General features: G+C 68.3%; 20 protein-coding genes and 1 riboswitch. Of the genes, 17 read left to right on the top strand and 3 right to left on the bottom strand.

What is annotated here, in order from left to right:
- Positions 1–72 precede the first annotated feature (72 nt).
- The 12 genes from WS64_RS10415 to metF all read left to right on the top strand — a co-directional run bounded on the left by WS64_RS10415 (position 73) and on the right by metF (position 13,339).
- On the top strand, positions 73–576 hold the full coding sequence (locus WS64_RS10415) for a DUF2844 domain-containing protein (RefSeq protein WP_059578113.1): 504 nt from the start codon (positions 73–75) through the stop codon (positions 574–576).
- Positions 577–592: 16 nt separating this feature from the next.
- Positions 593–1,843: a DUF3443 family protein gene (locus WS64_RS10410; RefSeq protein WP_060966402.1), complete on the top strand. Its 1,251-nt coding sequence runs from the start codon at positions 593–595 to the stop codon at positions 1,841–1,843.
- A gap of 169 nt (positions 1,844–2,012) precedes the next feature.
- Positions 2,013–2,510, top strand: a complete 498-nt coding sequence (locus WS64_RS10405) for a VOC family protein (protein ID WP_060966401.1) — start codon at positions 2,013–2,015, stop codon at positions 2,508–2,510.
- A 488-nt stretch (positions 2,511–2,998) separates the two neighbouring features.
- Positions 2,999–3,379, top strand: a complete 381-nt coding sequence (locus WS64_RS10400) for a DUF805 domain-containing protein (RefSeq protein ID WP_059578122.1) — start codon at positions 2,999–3,001, stop codon at positions 3,377–3,379.
- A gap of 325 nt (positions 3,380–3,704) precedes the next feature.
- The gene (gene flhB / locus WS64_RS10395; protein ID WP_060966400.1) at positions 3,705–4,904 is read left to right on the top strand and encodes a flagellar biosynthesis protein FlhB; all 1,200 of its coding nucleotides are present in this window, start codon (positions 3,705–3,707) and stop codon (positions 4,902–4,904) included.
- On the top strand, positions 4,901–7,003 hold the full coding sequence (gene flhA / locus WS64_RS10390) for a flagellar biosynthesis protein FlhA (RefSeq protein ID WP_059578127.1): 2,103 nt from the start codon (positions 4,901–4,903) through the stop codon (positions 7,001–7,003). The genes flhB and flhA overlap by 4 nt, the downstream gene beginning before the upstream one ends.
- Positions 7,000–8,790, top strand: coding sequence for a flagellar biosynthesis protein FlhF (gene flhF, locus WS64_RS10385; RefSeq protein ID WP_060966399.1), 1,791 nt, complete (start codon positions 7,000–7,002; stop codon positions 8,788–8,790). Before flhA ends, flhF begins: the two co-directional genes overlap by 4 nt.
- Positions 8,783–9,601 carry a nucleotide-binding protein gene (locus WS64_RS10380; protein WP_060966398.1) on the top strand — a complete coding sequence of 273 codons (819 nt, stop codon included), beginning with the start codon at positions 8,783–8,785 and terminating at the stop codon, positions 9,599–9,601. Before flhF ends, WS64_RS10380 begins: the two co-directional genes overlap by 8 nt.
- A 22-nt stretch (positions 9,602–9,623) precedes the next feature.
- On the top strand, positions 9,624–10,358 hold the full coding sequence (locus WS64_RS10375) for an RNA polymerase sigma factor FliA (protein WP_006484033.1): 735 nt from the start codon (positions 9,624–9,626) through the stop codon (positions 10,356–10,358).
- A gap of 95 nt (positions 10,359–10,453) precedes the next feature.
- A riboswitch (S-adenosyl-L-homocysteine riboswitch) is annotated at positions 10,454–10,572 on the top strand.
- 32 nt (positions 10,573–10,604) lie between these two features.
- Positions 10,605–12,023 (top strand): adenosylhomocysteinase, encoded by a 1,419-nt coding sequence (ahcY, locus tag WS64_RS10370; RefSeq protein WP_059503304.1) that lies wholly within the window; start codon positions 10,605–10,607, stop codon positions 12,021–12,023.
- Between the two features lie 97 nt (positions 12,024–12,120).
- The gene (locus WS64_RS10365; protein ID WP_011882923.1) at positions 12,121–12,474 is read left to right on the top strand and encodes a phage holin family protein; all 354 of its coding nucleotides are present in this window, start codon (positions 12,121–12,123) and stop codon (positions 12,472–12,474) included.
- A gap of 34 nt (positions 12,475–12,508) precedes the next feature.
- Positions 12,509–13,339: a methylenetetrahydrofolate reductase [NAD(P)H] gene (gene metF, locus WS64_RS10360; RefSeq protein WP_059578135.1), complete on the top strand. Its 831-nt coding sequence runs from the start codon at positions 12,509–12,511 to the stop codon at positions 13,337–13,339.
- 104 nt (positions 13,340–13,443) lie between these two features.
- On the opposite strand, the gene WS64_RS10355 is transcribed toward metF, so the two are convergent.
- Together WS64_RS10355 and WS64_RS10350 are read right to left on the bottom strand one after the other, a co-directional pair.
- Positions 13,444–14,922, bottom strand: a complete 1,479-nt coding sequence (locus WS64_RS10355) for an amidase (RefSeq protein WP_060966939.1) — start codon at positions 14,920–14,922, stop codon at positions 13,444–13,446.
- Between the two features lie 80 nt (positions 14,923–15,002).
- Positions 15,003–15,695, bottom strand: coding sequence for a dienelactone hydrolase family protein (locus WS64_RS10350; protein ID WP_059578138.1), 693 nt, complete (start codon positions 15,693–15,695; stop codon positions 15,003–15,005).
- 221 nt (positions 15,696–15,916) lie between these two features.
- Here WS64_RS10350 and WS64_RS10345 point away from each other — a divergent pair, with 221 nt between their 5' ends.
- Together WS64_RS10345 and WS64_RS10340 are read left to right on the top strand one after the other, a co-directional pair.
- Positions 15,917–16,999 (top strand): NAD(P)H-dependent flavin oxidoreductase, encoded by a 1,083-nt coding sequence (locus WS64_RS10345; RefSeq protein ID WP_060966397.1) that lies wholly within the window; start codon positions 15,917–15,919, stop codon positions 16,997–16,999.
- Between the two features lie 441 nt (positions 17,000–17,440).
- Positions 17,441–18,583 carry a branched-chain amino acid ABC transporter substrate-binding protein gene (locus WS64_RS10340; RefSeq protein WP_059578145.1) on the top strand — a complete coding sequence of 381 codons (1,143 nt, stop codon included), beginning with the start codon at positions 17,441–17,443 and terminating at the stop codon, positions 18,581–18,583.
- Between the two features lie 89 nt (positions 18,584–18,672).
- On the opposite strand, the gene WS64_RS10335 is transcribed toward WS64_RS10340, so the two are convergent.
- A complete protein-coding gene (locus WS64_RS10335; protein ID WP_059578148.1) occupies positions 18,673–19,890 on the bottom strand; it encodes an MFS transporter in 1,218 nt (405 codons plus the stop codon).
- A 237-nt stretch (positions 19,891–20,127) separates the two neighbouring features.
- Between WS64_RS10335 and WS64_RS10330 the strand changes: the two genes are divergently transcribed.
- From WS64_RS10330 to WS64_RS10320, 3 genes are all read left to right on the top strand, one after another.
- Complete coding sequence (locus tag WS64_RS10330; RefSeq protein WP_060966396.1) at positions 20,128–20,787, top strand: HugZ family pyridoxamine 5'-phosphate oxidase; 660 nt, start codon at positions 20,128–20,130, stop codon at positions 20,785–20,787.
- Between the two features lie 354 nt (positions 20,788–21,141).
- On the top strand, positions 21,142–21,435 hold the full coding sequence (locus WS64_RS10325) for an H-NS histone family protein (protein WP_034209561.1): 294 nt from the start codon (positions 21,142–21,144) through the stop codon (positions 21,433–21,435).
- A 256-nt stretch (positions 21,436–21,691) separates the two neighbouring features.
- A complete protein-coding gene (locus tag WS64_RS10320) occupies positions 21,692–22,849 on the top strand; it encodes a cation diffusion facilitator family transporter (protein ID WP_060966395.1) in 1,158 nt (385 codons plus the stop codon).
- Positions 22,850–22,866: the final 17 nt, after the last annotated feature.

Raw genomic sequence — 22,866 nt, 5'->3', positions numbered from 1 at the left:
TTCATCAGTGGACAGGCGGCGCGGGCCGATGGCGGCGCCGTCGGCAACGCAGCCAGTCCCTTGGGGGGGAACGTGAAGCTGAAACGCTTGGGCTGGACCGTCGCGCACGCGACGGCTGCAATGGGTGTGCTGTGGGCGGTCCACGCACACGCGGAACTGGGCGGCGCGCCGATGTCGCCGCCGGCGGACGATCAGGCCGCCACCGTGCGCGCGCTGCAGCGCGCAATGCGCTCGGCGGACGGCGTGCAGACGAGCGCGGCCGCCTATACCGTGCGCGAGATCACGCTCGGGTCGGGCACCGTCATCCACGAATACACGTCGGCCGCAGGCAGCGTGTTCGGCCTCGCCTGGCGCGGGCCGACGATGCCGGATCTCGCGTCGCTGCTCGGCAGCTATTTCCCGCAGTACACGGCCGGCGTCCAGGCGGCGCACCGGGCGCGCGGCTGGCGCGCGCCGGTGGCCGTCGAGACGAGCGGCCTCGTGATCCGGACGGGCGGCCACATGGGCGCCTTCTCCGGCCAGGCATGGCTGCCGTCGGCGCTGCCTGCCGGCGTGGCCGGCACCGATATCCAGTGACAGCGGGAGAGCGATCTTGAGCATTCCTCGTACATTCAAGCGCTGGCTCGGCGTGCTGGGCCTCCTGGCCGCGACGGCCGTGCTCGTGACGGCATGCGGCGGCGGCGATGGCGGCGGCGGCAGTGCGGGCAACAACGGCAATACCGGCAACAACGGCAATACCGGCAACAACGGCTCCGACGGCAACAGCGGCAACACGGCCGTCATCACGGTCGGCGCCGGCGCCGCGAACGTGATCAACATCCCGACCGTCAGCGTGAAGGTCTGCGTGCCGGGCACGTCGAACTGCCAGATCGTCAACAACGTGCTCGTCGATACCGCGTCCTACGGGCTGCGGCTCGTCGGCAGCGCGGTGTCGGGCGTGCTCGGCAGCCTGCCGCATGTGACGAGCGGCGGCGCGCCGGTCGCCGAATGCGGCAAGTTCGTGTCGAGCTACACGTGGGGGTCGGTGCGCACGGTCGACCTGTCGATCGGCTCCGAGCAGGCGGCGTCGCTGCCGGTGCAGATCATCGGCGACCTCGGCACGGCGAACGTGCCGAGCTCGTGCACGAACGGCGGCGCGTCGGCCAACTCGACGGGCGCGCTCGGCGCGAACGGGATCCTCGGCATCGGGCCGGCGCCGTACGACTGCGGCACGACGTGCGCGACGTCGACGTCGACGAGCAACAACTACTACGCGTGCCCGAACGGCGACAACGCGAGCTGCACGGTCGCGCTCGTGCCGCTCGCGCAGCAGGTCGCGAACCCCGTGCATCGTTTCGCGAACAACGACGGCGTGAGCGTGCAGATGCCGACCATCTCGGACAACGGGCAGGCGAGCGCGACCGGCACGCTGACGTTCGGCCTGCCGAACCTGAGCGGCAAGACGGTGATGACGTCGACCACGACCGGCGACGTCAGCGCGACGTTCCAGGGGCGCAACGTGACCGCGTTCTTCGATACGGGCTCGAACGCGTATTTCTTCAACGATTCGGCGCAGACGGTCTGTTCGAGGAATACGGAGTTCTACTGCCCGTCGTCCACGACCACCTATTCGGCGACGCTGAGCGGCCAGAACGGCGCATCGGGCACCGTGTCGATGCCGGTCGCGAACGCGGATTCGCTGTTCTCCAATTCGTCGACGTTCGCGTTCAACGACATCGCGGGGCCGTTCGGCTCGTCGTCCAGCTGGCTCGACATCGGCATGCCGCACTTCTACGGCAAGACGATCTACTTCGGGATGGACAAGACCGCGAGCGGCGGCGCGCAGCCGTTCGTCGCGTTCTGACGCGGCACGGCCGCGGGCAGCAGCAAAAAGGGGGCGGGCGATCGCCCCCTTTTTTTATCCGACAGCCGGCCGCGCGCGCACTACGGATCGAATCGCCGCCGTGTGCGCGCGCAGCGCCTACGATGTAAGACCGGCACCGGTGCCGGCACGACATCGAGGAGACAGCGCCATGACCCCGCGCATACAACGCATCACGCCGTTCCTGTGGTTCGATCGCGACGCCGAGGCGGCGGCCCATTTCTACGTATCGGTGTTCGACAACGCGCGCATCGTGCACGTTGCGCGCTACGGCAAGGCCGGCGCGCATGCGTCCGGACAGGCCGAGGGCACGGTGATGACGGTCGCGTTCGAACTCGACGGGCAGGCGTTCGTCGCGCTGAACGGCGGTCCCGTGTTCCAGATGACGCCGGCCGTGTCGTTCGTCGTCAACTGCCGCGACCAGGACGAGATCGACCATTACTGGGCGCGCCTGTCCGAAGGCGGCGACGCGCGCGCTCAGCAATGCGGCTGGCTGCGCGACCGCTTCGGCGTGTCGTGGCAGGTCGTGCCCGTGCAGATGGCCGAGCTGATGACGGGCGACCCGGCCCGCGCCGAGCGCGTGATGGCGCAGGTGATGACGATGAAGAAGCTCGATCTCGGCGCGCTGCAGCGGGCGGCGGCCGGTTAGGGGCGGTCGGCCAGGCCGCTTCGCTCGGTCTGGCCGTTCAGGCTCTTCGCGCCTTTCACGCCTTTCACGCCTTTGAGGCCGGTGGCCGCCCGTGCCGTATTGCCGTCGGGCCAGGCGATGCGGCCGGTATCGACAATGGCGAAGGGTGACGCGACCGCCGCGCCTGCGTATTGCCGGCTGCCCGGTTAATCGCATGCCGGATACTCGAGTCGATTATCGGGGCGGCCGTTTCATTCGGCTGTAATCGAATGCCGGATTATCCGGGCCGTCGTTTCCGTCAGATCTTCACGATTATTAAAATGACGCGGCGTGCAAGCCGCGACCAAGCCGAATGCGCCATTGCAGCCATTTCCGTGTCATATGGGCGTGCGATACGCCCCTGTGCGCGTATTGCGCCGCATGCGAAAAGAGATGGAGCGCACTGAAATTCAACCCTATAATTTCGGCGTTGTTTCCGGGGTGCCAATATAAAACAGGAGGGTAATAAGATGAATTTTTCCGAAGCCATTCGTGCCGTACTGAATAAATACGCCACGTTCGAAGGCCGTGCGCGCCGCGCCGAATACTGGTATTTCGCGCTGCTGAGCTGCGTGCTGTCGATCGTCGGCCAGATCATCGGCGCGGCCGGCCGCGACGGCGGGCTGATCACGCTGCTGTTGCTCGGCGCGATCTCCCTGGTGTCGCTCGCGCTGATCGTTCCGGGCATCGCGGTCAGCGTGCGCCGCCTGCACGATACGGGCCGCTCGGGCTGGTTCCTGCTGCTCGCGCTGATTCCGATCGTCGGCAGCATCCTGCTGCTCGTGTGGATGTGCTCGCGCGGCACCGAAGGCCCGAACCGTTTCGGCGCGGACCCGATTCCGGCCGTCTGACCGACGCTGGCCCCCGCGCACGACGCCGTTGGGGGCCGTTTGCCCCGCTTCACCCGCTTTCCCGCCCGCCGTTTCACCGTTCCCTTCGCATCGCACCGTCACCGTCCCGCCTGCGGCCGCCATTTCGCCGACGCGCCGACCGGCCTGCTTTCGCGCCGCGCCGCGCGTCGTTCCGCCCCCGCTCCGGCCGCGTTCGCGGCCGCTCGCCCGATTCCCCGAAATACCCCCCTTTCCCGGCTTTGCTCGACCGATCGGCGTTTGACGCCTCCATGAATAATCGGTGTCACTGAAAAACGGCATTCCGCCGTACCCGACTGGAGGCCCCGTGGCAGACGAGAGCGATCTCGACAAGACCGAAGCCGCCACTCCCAGGCGCCGCGAGAAGGCGCGCGAGGAGGGGCAGGTCGCGCGTTCGCGCGAACTGGCTTCGTTCGCACTGCTCGCGGCGGGGTTCTACGGCGCATGGCTGTTCGCGGGCCCGTCGGGCGCGCATCTGCAGGCGATGCTGCGCGGCGCGTTCACGTTCGATCGCGCGACCGCGTTCGACACCGACCGGATGCTGTCGGCGGCCGGCAGCGCGAGCCTCGAAGGCTTCGCCGCGCTGCTGCCGCTCCTCGCGCTCACCGGCGTCGCCGCGCTGCTCGCGCCGATGGCGCTGGGCGGCTGGCTGATTTCGCAGAAGACGCTCGAACTGAAGTTCGACCGCCTGAACCCGATCGCGGGCCTCGGCCGGATCTTCTCGATCCAGGGGCCGATCCAGCTCGGGATGTCGATCGCGAAGACGCTGGTCGTCGGCGGGATCGGCGGCGTCGCGATCTGGCGCAGCAAGGACGAACTGCTCGGCCTCGCGACCCAGCCGCTCGGCGCCGCGCTGCCCGATGCGCTGCATCTGGTCGCCGTGTGCTGCGGCACGACGGTCGCCGGGATGCTGGTGGTCGCCGGGCTCGACGTGCCTTACCAACTCTGGCAGTACAACAAGAAGTTGCGCATGACGAAGGAAGAAGTGAAGCGCGAGCATCGCGAGAACGAGGGCGACCCGCACGTGAAGGGGCGGATTCGCCAGCAGCAGCGCGCGATCGCCCGCCGCCGGATGATGGCGGCCGTGCCGAAGGCCGACGTCGTCGTCACGAACCCGACGCACTTCGCGGTCGCGCTGCAATACACGGATGGCGAGATGCGCGCGCCGAAGGTCGTCGCGAAGGGCGTGAACCTCGTCGCCGCACGCATCCGCGAACTCGCGGCCGAACACAACGTGCCGCTGCTCGAAGCGCCGCCGCTCGCGCGTGCGCTGTATCACAACGTCGAACTCGAGCGCGAGATCCCCGGCTCGCTGTACTCGGCGGTCGCCGAAGTGCTCGCGTGGGTCTACCAGCTCAAGCGCTTCCGGTCGGAAGGCGGCGCGTTCCCGGCGGTGCCGGTCGATCTCGACGTGCCGGCCGAACTCGACAAGGGCGCGTCGGTCGCCGCCGACGACGAACGTGAAGAAGCCGAAGACGCGCTCGGCCAGCAAGGGAACGCGGCATGAGCACCCCGACCACCGGCCTGTTCGCCAAACGCACGAACCCGTTCGCGGGCACCAACCTGCGCGCGCTCGCGGGCCCGATCCTCATCTGCATGATCCTGGGGATGATGATCCTGCCGCTGCCGCCGGTGCTGCTGGATCTGCTGTTCACGTTCAACATCGCGCTGTCCGTGATGGTGCTGCTCGTCAGCATGTACACGATGAAGCCGCTCGACTTCGCGGCGTTCCCGAGCGTGCTGCTGTTCTCGACGCTCCTGCGCCTGTCGCTGAACGTCGCGTCGACGCGCGTCGTGCTGCTCGAAGGCCACACCGGGCCGGATGCCGCCGGCCAGGTGATCGAGGCGTTCGGCCACTTCCTCGTCGGCGGCAACTTCGCGGTCGGCATCGTCGTGTTCGTGATCCTGATGATCATCAACTTCATGGTGATCACGAAGGGCGCGGGGCGGATCGCCGAAGTGTCCGCGCGCTTCACGCTCGACGCGATGCCCGGCAAGCAGATGGCGATCGACGCCGACCTGAACGCCGGCCTCATCAACGAGGAACAGGCGCGCAAGCGGCGCCTGGCCGTCTCGCAGGAAGCCGAGTTCTACGGGTCGATGGACGGCGCGTCGAAGTTCGTGCGCGGCGACGCGATCGCCGGCCTGATCATCATGGCGATCAACGTGATCGGCGGGCTGATCGTCGGGATGGTCCAGCACGACATGAGCTTCGCCGCGGCCGGCACCAACTACACGCTGCTGACGATCGGCGACGGCCTCGTCGCGCAGATCCCGTCGCTCGTGATCTCGACCGCGGCCGGCGTGATCGTGTCGCGCGTCGCGACCGACGAGGACATCGGCACGCAGATCACCGGCCAGCTGTTCACGAACCCGCGCGTGCTGAACATCACCGGCGCGATCATCGTGCTGATGGGGCTGATCCCCGGGATGCCGCACTTCGCGTTCCTCGCGCTCGGCGCCGGCGCGATCTGGCTCGCGCGCACGCAGACCCGGCGCGCGGCGGCCCGCAAGGCGGCCGGCGACGTGACCGACATCGCGCCGCCCGCCGTGCTGCCGGCCGACAGCCACGAAGCGACCTGGGACGACGTGCAGCTGATCGACCCGCTCGGCCTCGAAGTCGGCTACCGGCTGATTCCGCTCGTCGACAAGAACAGCGACGGCGAGCTGCTCAAGCGCATCAAGAGCATCCGCAAGAAATTCGCGCAGGAAATCGGCTTCCTGCCGCCGGTGATCCATATCCGCGACAACCTCGAACTGCGGCCGAACGCATACCGGATCGCGCTGAAGGGCGTCGAGATCGGCTTCGGCGAAGTGTTCCCGGGCCAGTGGCTCGCGATCAACCCGGGCCAGGTGACGGCCGCGCTGCCGGGCGCCGTCACGCAGGATCCGGCGTTCGGGCTGCCGGCCGTGTGGATCGACGTCGCGATGCGCGAGCAGGCGCAGGTGTACGGCTACACGGTGGTCGATGCGAGCACGGTCGTCGCGACCCACCTGAATCATCTGGTCGTCCAGCATGCGGCCGAGTTGCTCGGCCGCCAGGAAGTGCAGGCGCTCGTCGAGCGCACCGGCAAGGACGCGCCGTCGCTCGTCGAGGACCTCGTGCCGAAGACGATCTCGCTCACCACGCTGCAGAAGGTGCTGCAGAACCTGCTCGAGGAAGGCGTGCCGATCCGCGACATGCGCACGATCCTCGAGGCCGTGTCCGAGCATGCGGGCCGCGGCGACGCGTTCGAGATCACGGCCGCGGTGCGCCTCTCGCTCGGCCGCGCGATCACGCAGCAGTGGTATCCGGGCAACGGCGAAATGCAGGTGATGGGCCTCGACGCGAATCTGGAGCGCGTGCTGTCGCAGGCGCTCGCCACCGGCGCGAACCCGGGCCTCGAGCCCGGCCTCGCGCACAACCTTCTGACCGGCACGCAGCAAGCGTTGCTGCGTCAACAGAATCTCGGGCTGCCGCCGGTGCTGCTGGTGCAGCACGCGCTGCGCGCGATGCTCGCGCGTTTCCTGCGCCGCAGCCTGCCGCAATTGAAAGTGCTGTCGTACGCCGAAGTGCCGGACACACGCACGATCAAAGTCGTTAACGTCATCGGGGGTTCCGCTTGAACATTCGCAAATTCACCGGCGCAACGAGCCGCGACGCACTTCGTCTCGTGCGCGAGGCGCTCGGCGCCGACGCGGTCGTGCTGTCGAACCGCACGCTCGATGACGGCAGCGTCGAAATCGTCGCACTCGCCGATTCGGATCTCGCCGCGGTGGCGCCGCCGGCCGCGCGGCCGCGCTTCGCTTCGCCGCGCCTGCCGGAATCCGTGCCGGCCGCCGCCGTGCCGGGCATCGTGTCGCGCCCGGGCATCGCCCCGCGCCCGGCCGTCAATCCGTATGCGGCGGGCGAAGGAGGACTGCCTGACGTGTTCTCGTCCGTGTTCGGCGCGAGCGCCGACGCGCAAGAGGCTGACATGCATGCTTCGTCGAGCGATGCGGACGCGCCGGCCGCCGCGCCGTCGATCGCCGCGCCGGCCGCCGGAGCGCCGGCCGCCGGATCGCCGGCCGCCACTTCCGAACCCGCACCGTGGCTGGTCGAGCACGCGAAGCGCCTGACGCAGCAGCGCGACGCGCTGATCGCCCGTGCGCAGGCGCCGGTCGAGCCGCCGGCAAGCGCGCCGCAGCCCGCGGCCAGCGCGACGCCGCCCGACTGGGCTCGCGACATCGTGCGCGAGGCCGAACGCCGGATGCCGAACGCAGGATCGCCTGCCGCCGGGTCGCCGGCCGCAGGATCGCCTGCCGCCACGAAGCGCACACCCGACACGGGCGCCGCGTACGCGGCGAGGGCGGCGGAACGCACGCGCCTGCCCTCCGACGCGGCCGCCGCGGTGGCCGACGCGGTGAAGTCGCGCATCGAGCGGATCGTCAACGACACCGTGATGCAGGAGCTCGGCGAGCTGCGCGGGATGATGGAGGAGCAGTTCGACAGCCTGATGTGGCACGACCGCCAGCGTCGCAGCGCCGTTCACGGCGCGCTGACGAAGCACCTGTTCGCGGCCGGTTTCTCCGCGCAGCTCGTGCGGATGCTGGTCGACAACCTGCCGGCCGGCGACGGCGCGCAGACCTTCGAGCAGGCCGCCGAATGGGCGCAGTCGGTGCTCGCGTCGAACCTGCCGGTGCTCGACAGCGAGGACGCGCTGATGGAGCGCGGCGGCGTGTTCGCGCTGATGGGGCCGACGGGCGTCGGCAAGACGACCACCACCGCGAAGCTGGCCGCGCGCTGCGTGATGCGCTTCGGCGCGAGCAAGGTCGCGCTGCTGACCACCGACAGCTACCGGATCGGCGGCCACGAACAACTGCGCATCTTCGGCAAGATCCTCGGCGTGCCGGTGCACGCGGTGAAGGACGCGGGCGATCTCGCGCTCGCGCTGTCCGAGCTGCGCAACAAGCACATCGTGCTGATCGACACGATCGGCATGAGCCAGCGCGACCGCGCGGTGTCCGACCAGATCGCGATGCTGCACGGCGCGAACGCACCGGTGCAGCGCCTGCTGCTGCTGAACGCGACGAGCCACGGCGACACGCTCAACGAAGTCGTGCAGGCGTACCGCAGCGCGGGCGAGCACCCCGACCTGGCCGGCTGCATCCTGACCAAGCTCGACGAGGCGACCCACCTCGGCGGCGTGCTCGACACGGTGATCCGCTACAAGCTGCCGGTCCACTACGTGTCGACCGGCCAAAAGGTGCCGGAGAACCTGTACGTCGCGTCGACCCGATTCCTGCTGAAGAGCGCGTTCTGCGTGCCGCGCGACGGCTCGCCCTTCGTGCCGCAGGACGACGACATGCCGACGCTGCTCTCCGCACTGACCGCGCGTTCCACCGCCGAGCTGCACGAGGTGCGATTTGGATAAACCGATCATCGATCAGGCCGAAGGGCTGCGCCGCCTGCTGGCCGGGCGCGCGTCGCGCATCGTCGCGGTGACGGGCGGGCCGGCGGGCGTCGGCTGCACGTCGACCGTCGTGAATCTCGCGGCGGCGCTCGCGTCGCTCGGCAAGGACGTGCTCGTCGTCGACGAGCGCGCCGACGTGCGCTCGGCCAGCGCGACGCTCGCCGGCGCGTGGCTGCGCGACGGCGCGCGCACGCGGGTCGCGGCCGGTTTCAGCCTGTGCGCGGCGGCGCGGCTCGCGCGTGCCGGCTACAGCGACGCGCAACTGAGCGACTTCATCGACGGCCCGGCCGACATCGTCCTCGTCGACGCGCAGCTCGGCGCCGACGGGGCGTTCTCGGCGCTCGCGCGCGAAGCGCACGACGTGCTGGTCGTCACGCGGGTCGCCGCGCAGGCGATCACCGAGGCGTATGCGTGCATGAAGCGGCTGCATTTCGCGCACGCGTTCGCGCAGTTCCGCGTGCTGACCAACCAGGTCGGCAGCCATGCGGACGCGAAGGCGGCGTTCGACAACCTCGCGGGCGTCGCGAACCGCTACCTGACCGTGTCGATCGCCGACGCGGGCTGCGTGAGCACCGATCCGCTCGTCGAGCACGCCCGCGAATTGATGCATGCGGTGGTCGACGCGTTTCCGTCGTCGTCCGCCGCGCGCGACTACCGGCAGATTGCCGCCGACCTGTTGTACTGGCCGATGCGCCCGCGTTCGGGTGCGGGCCGCGCGGTCCACGCCGGCGGCAAGCCGTCGTACGAGGCGGGCGCGGCACACGCCGCGTGAGCGCCACCCGGAGGAGGGAGCCATGATGTACAACGCTCAAGGAAAGATGTCCCAGGCCGACGTGCTCGCGCAATACGCGCCGCTCGTGCGTCGCCTCGGATTGCAGCTCGTCGCGAAAATGCCGGCGAGCGTCGATCTCGACGACCTGATCCAGGCCGGCATGATCGGCCTGATGGACGCGGCGGGCCGCTACAAGGAAGACCAGGGCGCGCAGTTCGAGACCTACGCGACGCAGCGCATCCGCGGCGCGATGCTCGACGAGCTGCGCAGCAACGACTGGCTGCCGCGCAGCCTGCGCAAGACCTCGCGCGAGGTCGAGCACGCGGTGCACCAGGTCGAGCAGCACCTCGGCCGCTCGGCGAGCGAGACCGAGATCGCGCAGCACCTGAACATGCCGCTCGACGAATACCAGGGGATGCTGCAGGACCTGCACGGCAGCCAGCTCATCTACTACGAGGATTTCGATCGCGCGGCCGACGACGAGCCGTTCCTCGACCGCTATCGCGTCGATCACGCCGATCCGCTGTCGGCGCTGCTCGACGAACACCTGCGCGAGGCGCTCGTCGAGGCGATCGAGCGGCTGCCGGAGCGCGAGAAGCTGCTGATGTCGCTGTACTACGAACGGGGTCTGAATCTGCGCGAGATCGGCGCGGTGCTCGAGGTGAGCGAATCGCGCGTGTGCCAGTTGCACAGCCAGGCCGTCGCGCGTCTGCGCGCGCGGCTGCGCGAGCAGGCGTGGGTGGGCGCGGAGTCCTGACCCTCTGCCGACGGCGGCGGCGCGCCGGCGCCGCGCGCTCGCGCCGTATGCGGTGCTTGCGCATTTCGCGCGCCGATTTGCTACAATCCCCTCCGTTTTCCGAGGAGCGTTGCGACGGACCATCCTGCGTCCGCCAGGCTCGGAAGGCTTCACCAAGCAGCCGTGCGGCGATTTTTTCGCGCCGGCCCCGCTTCCTGAACGGCGCTCACGTCACCAATCTAGAAACTTTTTAGAAAGGAGGGCGTGATGAACGCCATTATCGATTCCAAGGCTTCCCACGATTACGTCGTCGCCGACATGGCGCTGGCCGGCTGGGGCCGCAAGGAACTCAACATCGCCGAGACCGAAATGCCGGGCCTCGTGCAGATCCGCGACGAATACAAGGCGCAGCAGCCGCTGAAGGGCGCGCGCATTGCCGGTTCGCTGCACATGACGATCCAGACGGGCGTGCTGATCGAGACGCTGAAGGCGCTCGGCGCGGACGTGCGCTGGGCGTCGTGCAACATCTTCTCGACGCAGGACCACGCGGCCGCCGCGATCGTCGAAGCCGGCACGCCGGTGTTCGCGTTCAAGGGCGAGTCGCTCGACGAATACTGGGAGTTCTCGCACCGCATCTTCGAATGGCCGAACGGCGAATTCGCGAACATGATCCTGGACGACGGCGGCGACGCCACGCTGCTGCTGATCCTCGGCTCGAAGGCCGAGAAGGACCGTTCGGTGATCGCGAAGCCGACCAACGAGGAAGAAGTCGCGCTGTACAAGTCGATCGCCGCGCACCTCGACGTCGACGCGAACTGGTACTCGAAGCGCCTCGCGCACATCAAGGGCGTGACGGAAGAAACCACGACCGGCGTGCACCGTCTGTACCAGATGGAAAAGGACGGCCGCCTGCCGTTCCCGGCGTTCAACGTGAACGATTCGGTCACGAAGTCGAAGTTCGACAACCTGTACGGCTGCCGCGAGTCGCTCGTCGACGGCATCAAGCGCGCGACCGACGTGATGATCGCGGGCAAGGTCGCGGTCGTTGCCGGCTACGGCGACGTGGGCAAGGGTTGCGCGCAATCGCTGCGCGGCCTGGGCGCGACCGTGTGGGTCACCGAAATCGATCCGATCTGCGCGCTGCAGGCGGCGATGGAAGGCTACCGCGTCGTGACGATGGAATACGCGGCGGACAAGGCCGACATCTTCGTGACGGCCACCGGCAACTACCACGTGATCAATCACGATCACATGAAGGCGATGCGTCACAACGCGATCGTCTGCAACATCGGTCACTTCGACTCGGAAATCGACGTCGCGTCGACGCGCCAGTACCAGTGGGAAAACATCAAGCCGCAGGTCGACCACATCATCTTCCCGGACGGCAAGCGCATCATCCTGCTGGCCGAAGGCCGCCTCGTGAACCTCGGCTGCGCGACCGGCCACCCGTCGTTCGTGATGTCGAATTCGTTCGCGAACCAGACGCTCGCGCAGATCGAACTCTTCACGCGCGGCGACCAGTACGAGAACAAGGTGTACGTGCTGCCGAAGCATCTCGACGAAAAGGTCGCGCGCCTGCACCTCGCGCGCATCGGCGCGAACCTGTCGGTGCTGTCGGACGAGCAGGCCGCGTACATCGGCGTGCAGAAGGACGGCCCGTTCAAGCCGAACCACTACCGCTACTGATGCGCCGCCGCCGCCGCGCCGTGCATGCCCGTCGCGGGCCGCGCGGCGCGGCGGCGCTCACCGATCGTACCGATCGACAACCGAACCGGAGCCCTCCATGAGCGTCATCCTCACCTGGGTCATCAACGCGCTCGCGCTGCTGATCATCACGTACCTCGTGCCGTCGATCCACATCAAGAGCTTCGGCACCGCGTTGATCGTCGCGGTCGTGCTCGGGCTGATCAACACGGTGATCCGGCCGGTGCTGATCCTGCTGACGCTGCCCGTCACGATCGTCACGCTCGGGGTGTTCATCCTCGTCGTGAACGCGCTGTGCTTCTGGTTCGCGTCGTCGCTGCTGAAGGGCTTCGAGGTGTCGGGGTTCTGGTCCGCGTTCTTCGGTTCGATCCTGTACAGCATCGTGTCGTGGCTGCTGTCCGCCCTGATCTTCGGCCAGCGCGACATCGGCTGAGGGCCGGCGGGCGCAGGCCCAACCCCATCGAATCATGAAACCGATCGAACTCTCGTTTGAATTCTTCCCGCCGAAGACGGCGGACGGCGTCGAAAAGCTGCGCGCCACGCGCGCGCAGCTGCTGCCGCTGAAGCCGAAATTCGTCTCCGTGACGTTCGGCGCCGGCGGCTCGACGCAGCAGGGCACGCTCGATACCGTGCTCGACATGCAGAAGGACGGCCTCGAGGCCGCGCCGCACCTGTCGTGCATCGGCTCGTCGCGCGACAGCCTGCGCGCGATCCTCGACCAGTACCGCTCGCACGGCATCCGGCACATCGTCGCACTGCGCGGCGACCTGCCGTCGGGGATGGGCGCGGTCGGCGAGCTGCGCTATGCGTCGGAGCTCGTCAGCTTCATCCGCGCCGAGCACGGCGACTGGTTCCACATCGAGGTCGCAGGCTACCCGGAGTACCACCCGCAATCGCGCTCGCCGAAGGCCGATCTCGAGAATTTCGCGCGCAAGGTGAAGGCCGGCGCGAATTCCGCGATCACGCAGTACTTCTTCAACGCGGATGCGTATTTCCGCTTCGTCGACGACGCGCGCAAGCTGGGCGTGGACGTGCCGATCGTGCCGGGGATCATGCCGATCACGAACTTCTCGCAGTTGATGCGCTTCTCCGAGATGTGCGGCGCCGAAGTGCCGCGCTGGGTCGCGCGCCGGCTCGAGAGCTTCGGCGACGATCGCGAGTCGATCCGCGCGTTCGGCGCGGACGTCGTCACGGGCCTGTGCCAGCGCCTGATCGACGCGGGCGTGCCGGGGCTGCACTTCTACACGCTGAACGCGGCGGTCGCGACGCGGACGATCTGCGAACGGCTCGCGGTGTAAGCGCCGTCACGCGGTTGCATGCGTGAAAGCCCCGCCGGTTTGCGCCGGCGGGGCTTTTTCATGGTTCATCGAGAAGTACGACGCGCGGCGCAAACGCGCGCGCGTCAGCGCTGCGCCTGCATCAGCGGCGGGCGGCGGTCGAACCACGGCCGCGCCTGTTCGAGCTGCCGCGCGAGCCGGAGCAGCAACGCGTCGTCGGCGTGGCGCGCGGCGAACTGCACGCCGATCGGCAGCCCGCGCGCATTCCAGTACAGCGGCACCGACATCGCCGGCTGGCCGGTCAGGTTGAACAGCTCGGTGCAGCCGGCCCACGCGAACGCCTTCTCCGACGACTTCGCGAGCATTTCCTTCAGCAGCGGCTTCACCGGCAATGCGGCGACGAGCTTCATCTGCGCGGATTCGAACGGCGTCGGCTGCAGTTCGCCGATCTTCACCGGCGGCCCCGCGAGCGACGCGCACAGGATCGCGTCGTAGCGCGACACGAGGCCCGCGACCTGCACGGTGAGCTGGCGCTGCCATTCGAGCACGTCCGCCAGGCGCGTGCGCGCGAGGCGGCGGCCGACCACGGCCATCGCCCACGTCGCGGCCTCGAATTCGCCGCGTCGCGGCGCGCGGCCCGTCAGTTCGCGCGCGCCGAGCACCATGTCCTCGGCGATCGTCGCCCACAGCGTGAGGAAGGTTTCGGCCGCGCGCGCGTAGTCGATCGGCAGCGTCGTCGGCTCGACGTGGTGGCCGAGCGATTCGAGCAGCGCGGCCGCGTCGTCGAGCGCCGCGCGCGTGTCGGCCGCGAGCGCCGGCGCGAGCATCGGATCGACGACGAGGCCGATCCGCAGCGGGCCGGGCGGCGTATCGAGCGCGCCGAGGAAGGTGCCGGGCGCACCGGGCGGCCGCGTCTGGCCGGTCGTCACGTCGAGCAGCAGCGCACTGTCGCGCACGCTGCGCGACACCGCGTGCTGGACGACGAGTTCGCCGTTCGACGGCAGGTCGACGAGCACCGGATTGCGGCTCGGCTTCAGGCCGAACAGCCCGCAGCACGACGCCGGAATGCGGATCGAGCCGCCGCCGTCGGACGCATGCGCGAGCGGCACGATGCCGGCCGCGACGGCCGCCGCCGCGCCGCCGCTCGAGCCGCCGGGCGTATGGTCGAGGTTCCACGGGTTGCGGCACGCGCCGAACAGCGCCGGTTCCGTGTACGGCATCTGGCCGATCTCGGACGTGTTGGTCTTGCCGAATATGTTCAGGCCCGCCGCGCGGCTGCGCGCGATCACCGGCGAATCGTCGGCCGGCACGAAGTACCGGTAGTGCCGGCTGCCCATCGACAGCGGCAGCCCGGCGACCGCCGCGCCGAGATCCTTGACGAGATACGGCACGCCCGCGAACGGCGTATCGGCGCCGGGTGCGGGCGTGGCCGCCGCACGCGCGCGCGCGGCTTCGTAGTCGTGCAGCACGATCGCGTTGATCGCGCCGTTGACCGCTTCGGCCTGGCCGATCGCGGCGTCGAGCAGTTCGCGCGGGCTGGCCTGGCGGTCGCGCACGAGCGCGGCGAGGCCGATTGCGTCATGCGCGAGATAGTCCGAGTGCATCGCGGTCACCCCCGTTGTGACTCATGGCGATGGTGCGAGCATAACGCGGGCCCGGCGTGCAGGCCCGCGGCCGTGCCTTTTTAAAGATGCTCGGCGAGGAACGTCAGCGTGCGACCGTGTGCGAGCGCCGCCGCGCGCTGGTTGTACGATGCGCGGTCCGTGCAGTTGAAGCCGTGCTCGGCGCCCGGGTACACGTGGAACGACGCGTGGCCGCGGCCGGCGAATGCGGCCTTCACCTGGTCGACGGCGTCGAGCGGAATGCCGTGGTCGTTTTCCGCGTAGTGGAACAGGATCGGCTGCGTGATCTGGCCGGCGAGGTCGAGCGCGTTCTGGATGCCGCCGCCGTAATAGGACACCGCCGCGTCGAGCTTGCCGGTCGCGGCCGCGCGATACGCGAGCTGGCCGCCGAAGCAGTAGCCGATCGCGGCGAGCTTGCCGGCCACTTCGGGACGGGCGCGCAACGCGTCGGCCGCCGCGACGATGTCCGCGACCGCGAGACCCACGTCGGTTTTCTTGAGCAGCTCGATGCCCTTGTCGCGATCCGCGCCCTCGTAGGTCAGCTCGACGCGCGGCTGCGTGCGCCAGAACACGTCGGGCGCGAGCGCGACGAAGCCGTCGGCCGCATACTGGTCGGCGACCGCACGAATGTGCGCGTTCACGCCGAAGATCTCCTGGATGATGATGACGGCAGGCCCCTTGCCGCGCTTGGGCAGTGCGAGATAGCCGCCGAAGCTGTCGTTACCGGTCGGGATGTCGATCCATTGGGCAGTCACGTTCTGAACTCCTGGCGTGCGGGGTGCGGGAGGCGCCCCGGAGTGATAAGAGGCGGCCTAGTGTGCCACCAATCGCCCGCTGCTGCAGCGCACGCGGGCGCTTCTCGCGCAGCGATCGTTTCGATCTCGATTATTCATTTTTCGGCGCCGCGCCGCTTCGATAAAGTCGATGTGCCGGCCTTTACAAAGCGCTTTCGCGCACCGTCATCGAAGGATTCGCCATGTCTGCCCGCTCGTTTTCCACGCCCTTTTCCGAACGCTTCGGCCTGCGTCTGCCGCTCGTGCAGGCGCCGATGGTCGGCGCGACCACGACCGCGATGGTCGCCGCCGCATCGAATGCCGGTGCGCTCGGCAGCCTCGGCGCCGGCGCGCTCGCACCGGAGCGCATCGGGACGGAAGTCGCCGCGATCCGCGCGGCGACCGATCGCCCGTTCGCGATCAACCTGTTCGTCCTGCCCGATGAAGTCGCGCCGGACGCGGCGACCGTCTCGCGCGCACTCGCGGCGATCGACCCGCTGAACGCCGCGCTCGGCCTGCCGCCGGGCGCGGCGCCTGCGCGCTACGCGCCCGATTTCCGTGCGCAGCTCGATGCGCTCGTCGCGCTGCGCGTGCCGGTCGCGAGCTTCACGTTCGGCGTGCTCGACGCGGCCGACGTCGCCCGCCTGAAAGCCGCCGGTACCTATGTGATCGGCACCGCGACGCACGTCGCCGAAGGGCTCGCGTGGCGGGCGGCCGGCGCCGACGCGCTGTCCGCGCAGGGCGCCGAGGCGGGCGGCCATCGCGGCACCTTCATCGGTTCGGCCGCCGACGCGCTGATCGGCACGCTCGCGCTCGTCCCGCAGCTCGTCGACGCGACGGGCCTGCCGGTGCTCGCCGCGGGCGGCATCATGGACGGCCGCGGCATCGCGGCCGCGCTCGCGCTCGGCGCGCAGGGCGCCCAGCTCGGCACCGCGTTTCTCACGTGCGCGGAAAGCGCGATCGCGGCGGACTGGAAGGCGCGCCTGCTCGCGAGCGCCGATACGTCGACGCAGGTCACGCGCGCGATCACCGGCCGTCATGCACGCGGGCTGCGCAACACGCTGATGGCGCGGCTCGGCGAGCACGAGGCCGACGCCGCGCCGTATCCGGTGCAGAACGCGCTGACCCAGCCGCTGCGCCAGGCCGCCGCGCGCGCGAACGACGGCGACTATCTGTCGCTGTGGGCCGGCCAGGGCGCGCCGCTCGCGCGGCGGCGCGGCGATGCGCTGACGACGGCGCAACTGGTCGCCGCGCTCGACGCCGAATGGCGCGCATCGGCTGCCTGAACACTGCTTCGGCCGCTTGAACCATTCATGTCATCGGGCGACGAAACGCGCGTGGTGTCACGCGCGTTTCATTCAATGATCCAGGTCACAAAATACCGAATCGAAATGCCTCCGGGAATGGGCCGAAACGACCTTTCGACGGATCGCCGTGAATTAGCGGAAACCCTTATCTGGCGGGGCCTGCAGCGATATTCGAGTCATTTCTCCAAAGCGCCGATATCGGTAGTGTTACCACTACCCCAAAAAAGTCCCACAAATTAATTTGATCACCTACACTTGCGCGCAAGTACGGGCGGGCGGCTGCTAAAAGCGGCTGTTTTCACGTGCTTGAGGCCAAGTGCATGAAGGATGCAACCGGCGAATCGTCCAGTGATTGCAAACACAGGGATGGCAGCGGGGCACCGGGCGATGGCGTTTATTGGGACCGAACTGGAGACTTACATGAATATCAAGATGCAAAAGCTGTTGCCGATCACCGCAGCGGCGATGCTGTGTGCTGCAGCTGCAAGCAACGCGTCCGCCGATCAAGTCGTCAAGATCGGCCACGTCGCGCCGTTGACGGGCGGCATTGCACACCTGGGCAAGGACAACGAAAACGGCGCGCGTCTCGCCGTCGAGGAACTCAACGCGAAGGGTCTCACGATCGGCGGCCAGAAGATCACGCTGCAACTCGACCCGCAGGACGACGCCGCCGACCCGCGGCAGGCGACGCAGGTTGCGCAGAAGCTCGTCGACGACAAGGTCGTCGCGGTGGTCGGCCACCTGAACTCCGGCACGTCGATCCCGGCCTCGAAGATCTACAGCGACGCGGGCATCGTGCAGATCTCGCCGTCGGCGACCAACCCGGCGTACACGCAGCAGGGCTTCAAGACCACGTACCGCGTGGTCGCGACCGATGCGCAGCAGGGCCCGGCACTGGCGAACTACGCGCACTCGAAGGGCATCAAGAGCGTGGCGGTGGTCGACGATTCGACCGCGTACGGCCAGGGCCTCGCGAACGAGTTCGAGAAGAAGGCGAAGGCGCTCGGCCTGAAGGTGATGTCGCATGACGCGACCAACGACAAGGCGGTCGACTTCCGCGCGATTCTGACCAAGATCAAGGGCGAAAACCCGGACGCGATCATGTACGGCGGCATGGACGCCACCGGCGGCCCGTTCGCGAAACAGGCGAAGCAGCTCGGCCTGCGCGCGAAGATCTTCGCGGGCGACGGCGTGTGCACGGAGAAGCTGGCCGACCTGGCCGGCGACGCGACCGACAACATCGTGTGCTCGGAAGCCGGTGCCTCGCTCGAGAAGATGCCGGGCGGCGCGGCGTTCAAGGCGAAGTACGAGAAGCGTTTCGGCCAGCCGATCCAGATCTACGCACCGTTCACGTATGACGCCGTGTACATCATCGCCGACGCGATGAAGCGCGCGAACTCGACGGACCCGGCGAAGATCCTCGCGGCGATGCCGGCGACGAAGTACACGGGCGTGATCGGCACGACGACGTTCGATTCGAAGGGCGACCTGCAGCACGGCGTGATCTCGCTGTACAACTACAAGAGCGGCAAGAAGTCGCTGCTCGACGAAGTGAAGATGTAACGCGGCAAGCGGCCGACAGAAGGGGTGAAAACGCGCATGCGGCAACGCATGCGCGTTTTCTTTTGGGGCCGGCGGGCGCCGGCGGGCCGTCAGATCTTCAGGTGCGCGAGCACCCTCGGCGCGACGAGTGCGACGAGCGCCGCGCACAGCGCGACGACCGACAGGCCGACCGTCAGGTTCGCGGCCTGCGCGACCGCCCCGATCACGACCGGACCGAACAGCAGACCGAAATACGCGAGCCCGGCCACGTGCGCGAGCCCTTCGGCCGCGTGGATGCCCTTCACGCGCGCGGCGGCCGCGAACAGCACGGGCATCATGTTGGCCAGCCCGAGGCCCATCAGCGTGAAGCCCGTGAGCACCGCGGCCGGATACGGCAGCAGCAGCGCGCCGATCATCCCCGCGCAGGCGAGCGACGCGCTCGCGAACACGAGCTGCGGCGCGCCGAAGCGTGCGCGCACGGCGTCGCCCGCGAAGCGCGCGATGGCCATCCCGCCCGAGAACGCCGCGTACGCGGCGCTCGCGAGCGCCGGGCTCGCCGCGACGACGTCGCGCATGTAGACCGTCGCCCAGTCGTACATCGCGCCTTCGGCGATCAGCGCGATCAGCGCGATGCCGCCGAGCATCCACAACGCAGGCGAGCGCCAGCGGTTGCCGCCGCCGTGCGCGTGCTCGTGATGCGGCACGTGAGGCAGCACGGCCGGGCTCGCGGCCACGAGCACCGCGGCGCTCACCGCCGCCGCGAGCGCGAGATGCGCGACGGGCGCCATGCCGGCCGACAGCAGCGCGCCGCCGGCCGCCGCGCCGGCCATCCCGCCGATGCTGAACATCCCGTGCAGCGACGACATGATCGGTTTGCCGAGTGCGATTTCGACCGCGCTGGCCTCGGCATTCATCGCGACGTCGAGCGTCGCCATCGAGAAGCCGAACAGCGCGAGCACCGCGATCAGCATCCAGTAGTCGGGCACGACGAGGATCAGCGCCGCGCACGCGGCCATCACGAGCCCGCCGGCGAGGCACGCGGTGCGCGAACCGACGCGCGCGATCCAGCGCGCGATGGTCAGCATCGCGGCGATCGACCCGCCGGCGACCGCGAACAGCGCGATCGACAGCAGCCCGGGGCTCAGCGCGAACTTGTCGCGCACGGTCGGCACGTGCACGCCCCACGACGCGTACATCATGCCGGCGACGAAGAACAGCGCCATCGACGCCGTGCGCGCGCGCTGGCGGGCCGGCAAGGGCAGCACGCGGTGCGCGTCGGGCGGCGCGGCGAACGGAGACGACGATTCGGGGGAGGAGGATTCGGACACGGGAAGGCTCGGCAGGGAAATGCGCGGGCGCGGGCGGCGCCGGTCGGATTTGTCCGATTCTATCGAACCGCTTACGATCCTGCCGGGCGCTGGCCGTTCGGCCGATGCGCGGGCGATCGCGCCATCCCGCGGCGGCGCCCGGTGGCACATTGGCCATCCGGCCGATGCGCGGCGCGCGGCGCCCGCGGGTAACATCGAAACCATGCCCGACGCCGCTTTTTCACCGCAGGAGTCCCCTTGAACATCGATCCCGCCCGTACCTTGCATCTGCTGCACCGTTGCGCGTTCGGCACGCTCGCTACTCATACGCGCGAACCGCACGGCTTCCCGTATCCGACGGTCGTCCCGTTTGCGCCCGATGCAAGCCATCGGCCCGTGATCCTGGTGAGCGGCCTGGCCGAGCACACGCGCAATCTCGCCGCCGATCCGCGTGCGGGCTTTCTCGTCGTCGATGCGGGCGGCGACGATGTCCTGGGCGCCGAGCGCGCGACGCTGCTGGGCCGGTTCGTGCCGCTCGGCGACGATCCGCACGTCACCGCGCGCTACCGGCGCTACGAGCCGGACGCCGAGCGCTATCTGGCGCTCGGCGATTTCGCGTTCTGGGCGCTCGAGATCGAGCGGCTGCGCCATATCGTCGGGTTCGGGCGAATGGGCTGGGTCGACGGCACGCGTCTCGATACGCTGCCGCCGCTTGCGTTCGACGACGAACAGGCGCTGTGGCATGCCTACGACACGAGCGACGCGCGCCGCGACGGGCTCGACCTGCTCGGCGTCGATCGCCATGGCGCGGACTGGCGATGCGACGGCCGCCGCGTGCGTACGCCGTTCGACGCGCCGTTGGCCGATACCGCGGCGTTGCGCGATCGGCTGATCGCCTGCGCCCGGGATGTGACGTGACGTCGCGGGTCAGGATTTGTCCGTTTAGCGAACGGCGTCATGTAGTTTTCGCAAAACTGTCGTCTGATGAAAGCTTTGATTTTTTCGAATGCGGGTAATTGCGTATGTTGATAGACCGAATAGCCAATCGCTAATGTCCTAATCTCTGTACGGGAGCGTGAAAATTTGAGAAAAGGCCGCGGCCGGTCAAAATGACATGTGCGAATTACAATGCGTCTCAGGATTTTCATGAATCTCGCTTCTATCAAATCTTTTTTGTGCTAATCTCTGCCTTCGAAAATCCGAGGCACATATATTTCATGAATGGTGAGCTGGCTGCAGACCGGCGCCATTGGTCAGATAGAAAGGGAAACTATGTCTTCTTACAAGGACCTGCTGGCCCAGCGGGAGAAGCTGGAGAAGCAAATCGAAGAAGCGAAGTCGCGTGAATACGCTGAAGTGCTGAATGACGTGAAGCAGAAAATTGCCGACTACGGCTTTTCGCTCGCCGAACTCGGTCTCAGCCGCGCGAAGGCCGGCAAGGTCGGCCGTCCGCGCGCTGGCGTGGCGGCAAAGTACCGCGATCCGGAAACGGGCGCGACGTGGTCGGGCCGTGGCAAGCCGCCGCGCTGGATCGCCGGCAAGAACCGCGACCAGTTCGCGATTTAAACGTTCGTTCAGGTTGCCCGCTCTTCGAAAGAGCCGCGTATCCGTCGAGGAGCGCGGCTTTTTTGTTTTCGGGCTGCCGGCGGCCCGTGTCGGCGCTGTCACGAAAATGTAAGAATCCGGTGTGAATGAAAATGCGACACGTTCGCATAAGCGATTGATTTAAATGGGAAATTTGTGGGTATTGGAAGGGCGTGCGGCGCGTCTTTGATAGAATTGCGTATCGCACACCGATGCGCACACCGATATCTCATATTTCATGTCCACGTTTTCCGGCGACGCGCAGAGCGCAGATAAGCACGCCGTTGCGCGCAAGAGCACGCTCGTCAGTATTGTGCTGAATGTCGTACTTGCGACATTTCAGATCGTCGTCGGCGTGATTGCGCATTCGCAGGCATTGATTGCCGACGGCGTGCATTCGATTTCCGATTTGATCTCGGATTTTGTCGTGCTGGTTGCGAATCGGCATAGCGGCGCGTCGCCCGATGCCGACCACAATTACGGCCATAGCCGCTACGAGACGGTCGCGTCGCTGTTTCTCGGCGCGATCCTGATTGCGGTCGGTATCGGCATGCTCTGGCGCGCCGGCGACCGCCTCGTTAATCTCGAAAATATTCCGGCCGTCCATTTTTCCGCGCTGATCGTTGCGCTGACGGTGCTCGTGTCGAAGGAAGCGCTGTTTCGCTACATGCTGCGCGAAGCGCGGCGCGTGCGCTCGGCGATGCTGGTCGCGAACGCATGGCATGCGCGTTCGGATGCCGCGTCGTCGCTGGTCGTCGCGATCGGCATCGTCGGCAGCCTGGCCGGCGTGCGGCTGCTCGACCCGATCGCGGCGGCGATCGTCGGCTTCATGGTCGCGCGCATGGGCTGGACGTTCGGCTATGACGCGTTACAGGACCTCTCCGATCGCGCGCTCGATACGGCCGACACGGCCGAGATTCGCGCGCTGCTCGCCGCGACGCCCGGCGTGCGCGACGTGCACGACCTGCGCACGCGCAAGATGGGCGATGCCGCGCTCGTCGATGCGCACATCCTCGTCGATCCGAAGATCTCCGTCTCCGAAGGGCATTACATCGCCGAGACCGCGCGTGCGCGCGTGCTGTCCGACCCGCGCGTGCTCGATGCGCTGATCCATGTCGACCCGGAGAACGACGCGGCGCGGCGCCCGGCGCTCGCGCTGCCGCCGCGCGGCGAGCTCGCGGCGCGGCTCGAGGCCGCGCTCGCGCAGCGCGGGCTGCGTGCGGCGGCGATCAACCTGCATTACCTGAGTACGGGGCTCGAGGTCGACGTGACGCTCGACAGCGACCCGCGCGACACCGACGCGGCGCTGGCCGGCCGGCTCGACGTCGAGACGCTGAAGCGCGAGTTCGGCGCGCGCCGGATCAGCTTCACGCGCACGTTGCCCGCGCCGACGTGACCGGCAGGTAGCCCGCG

Origin of the sequence: Burkholderia anthina, from assembly GCF_001547525.1 — a bacterium.
Taxonomy (GTDB): domain Bacteria; phylum Pseudomonadota; class Gammaproteobacteria; order Burkholderiales; family Burkholderiaceae; genus Burkholderia; species Burkholderia semiarida.
The sequence above is the reverse complement of the archived record's forward strand: the minus strand, read 5'-3'. Positions and strand labels throughout refer to the sequence as shown.